Genomic DNA, 2,786 nt, shown 5'->3' with positions numbered 1-2,786 from the left:
GCTGCTATGTAATAGGCTAGCAAGACAATCTCATTTGCGTGGATATCATAACGGTATTTATATTCCATATCCTCTGGTTTGATGAGATTGGATTGTAATAGCCGTGTGATAAAGGTCCCAGTACCCGTAAAAGGGTCAAGAATAGAAACACCACGTGCCCCCAAGCTTTTGCCAAACTCATTGCGTAAAACATCATCAACAGAATGAATGATAAAATCAACAACCTCAATGGGAGTATAAACAATGCCTAATTTTTCTACTGTACGCGGAAAAGCATAACGGAAAAATTCATTGTAAAGCTCTACAATTAAACTTTGTTGTGCTTCAAGAGTGGTAATTCCACGCGTGTAAAATTGTACACTCTTAGAAATATTTTTGAGATCTTGAGATTCTTCTTTAGGAGTAACTTTATCAAGGGCATTGAGTACACGTTGTAAAGCGCAAGATACGGGATTTTCTTGAACAAACTGATGCCCTTCAAATAAAGCATTAAAGACTGGACGCGTCACAAGATGTTGCGCAAGCATTTCAATCGCATTTTGTTCGGAGATAGTTGTATTTAAATTACTACGTAATTCGGTCATAAAACCATTAAACACACGCCGTGTTTCAGTTTCTGATTTCGTCAAAACCTCAGTTAAGCGTGTGATATGAGTTTGAGCAAGATCACCAACATTTATTGCCCATTTTTTCCAATAGCTAGGATCGTAAAATCTATTAACAATAGCAGTTTTAATGACATCTTTACATTTAGAAAAAAGGGGGAGTTCACCTTGTTCTTCACATGTGTGAGAAGATTCGTAAGTTGCTAACCCAATATTAAGTCCTGAATACTCTAATTTTGAGCGTATAGGTAAATCATCAATAACCGTGGTCGTATCTTCTAACGCAAGTTCTTGAGAAGCAGCAACAATTTCAAGAGCATCGCTTACGTCTTGTTTTTTGTGCATATGGTGAATTATTTTATTAAAGTTATCATCATGAGCACGTAAAGCATTGAGAACTTGCCAGATGACATTATACTTTTGGTTGTTTTCTAAGGCTATTTCCGGCGGAATATCAGCGGGTATCCCAACGGGTAGAATGATATAGCCTCTTTTTTTACCCTCTGCTCGACGCATTACACGTCCGATCGCTTGAATAATCTCAATTTGACTTTTTCGCGGGTGTAAAAATAGAACAGCATCAAGAGCAGGAACATCAACACCTTCAGAAAGACAGCGTACATTGGTAAGTACACGGCAGGTATTTTCCTCCGCATCTTCCTTTAACCATTCAAGTTGTTTTGTACGCTCTTTAGCACTAAAGGTTCCATCAATATGGGCAAGGGTACAGTTAAGAGGAGGAGTATCTTTATAGTTTTTATGAAGAGCGCGTAAAGATTCTTGCACTTTTTCTTTTTTGAATCTTTTGCATATGCGTTTAGAAGTCTCAATATCTTTGCAAAAAGCTAAAGCTCTACGCATGGGTTTGGGGTCATCTTCAAGATCAAGTTTCAGATCCATTTTGGTAAGGGCTCTATAACAGCCATTAATCTTGGTCCTATCATCGAGAATAAGTTCATAATTCTTATCGGTAATCAGATGTTGAATGGATTGACTTACTTCTTCTTCGTTGACAACTAATATGATAACTTTACAAGGTGATAACAGCTTATCCTCTAAAGCACGTGAAAAGTTGTAAGTGTAAAGTTGTTTGCCATAGAGTTTTTCATTATCCATGGACACCAAAACGTTATTGGATAAGAAAGCATTCCTTTTCAGCTTGTCACTAAAGATCTTTGGGGTTGCTGTCATGTAGAGGCGTTTTTTGCCTCGAATAATGCTATTGTCATGAACCTTGATAAATTCAGATTCATGCTTTTCTGTTCCCAACACAACACCAGTTGTTCTATGGGCTTCATCACAAATGATCAGATCAAATTCAGGTAACCCATGGGTATTTTGTGCATCCGAAATCACTTGGATAGAATGATAGGTTGAAAAGATGACCGTCATTGCATCTGCTAGGTTTTCACAAGCTTCTTTGGCAAGGGCTTTCGCATCTGTTGTAGCAGGGAGAACAAGATCTGATGTTTCCATGCCAACAATATCATCTTGGTTTTTACGACGCTTGCCTACTTTCGTATCAGAACAAACCGCAAAGGAACGCAACGGGACTTGTGCATCGGCTGTCCATTCACGGATTGTTTGCGAAACTAAAGCCAGAGAAGGAACCAGAAACAACACACGCTTGCCTGTTCCTGCTATGGTTTCTGCTATCTTAAGGCTAGTGAAAGTCTTCCCCGTTCCACATGCCATAATCAGCTTGCCACGATCTGCTTCTTTTAACCCTTCACAGACTTTCTTGATGGCTTCTTCTTGATGGGGACGAGGCTCTTTTGTTGATTTCAGAACAACTTCTTTTTTCGTTGCAAATATTTGCCAGTCTATACGACTGTTTTCCATATGACGAAGGTCAATACGATAAACGGGTATCGCTTGTCCTTTAATCATGGCATTCACATTGTCACTTAATTCCACTTCTGTGCTGTCAACGAGAAGTCGATATTTAAAGATGTCTTTTCCAGAGGCAGCGATAAAGCTATCAATATCTTTTTTACTGATCTGATGGTCAGCTTTATAAAACTTACATTGAATAGCCACATATCCCTCTTGATTGCGAAGCTTTGCCACCAGATCAATGCCGATATCATTTTTATTCCAACCTTCACGCTCTTCAGCCCATTCATAATAGGTTTCTACCTTTTCATATCGTCCATAATGGAGAGGGTCATGCATAAGATA

General features: G+C 38.8%; 1 protein-coding gene. It reads right to left on the bottom strand.

Features of this window, described 5'->3' with window-relative positions:
* Nucleotides 1-2,786 (bottom strand): DEAD/DEAH box helicase family protein (locus tag ACFIL3_RS09490; RefSeq protein ID WP_375682156.1); only part of this gene is annotated, 2,786 nt, incomplete at both ends.

Origin of the sequence: Bartonella sp. CE47NXGY (assembly GCF_042195415.1) — a bacterium.
Taxonomy (GTDB): domain Bacteria; phylum Pseudomonadota; class Alphaproteobacteria; order Rhizobiales; family Rhizobiaceae; genus Bartonella.
The sequence above is the reverse complement of the archived record's forward strand: the minus strand, read 5'-3'. Positions and strand labels throughout refer to the sequence as shown.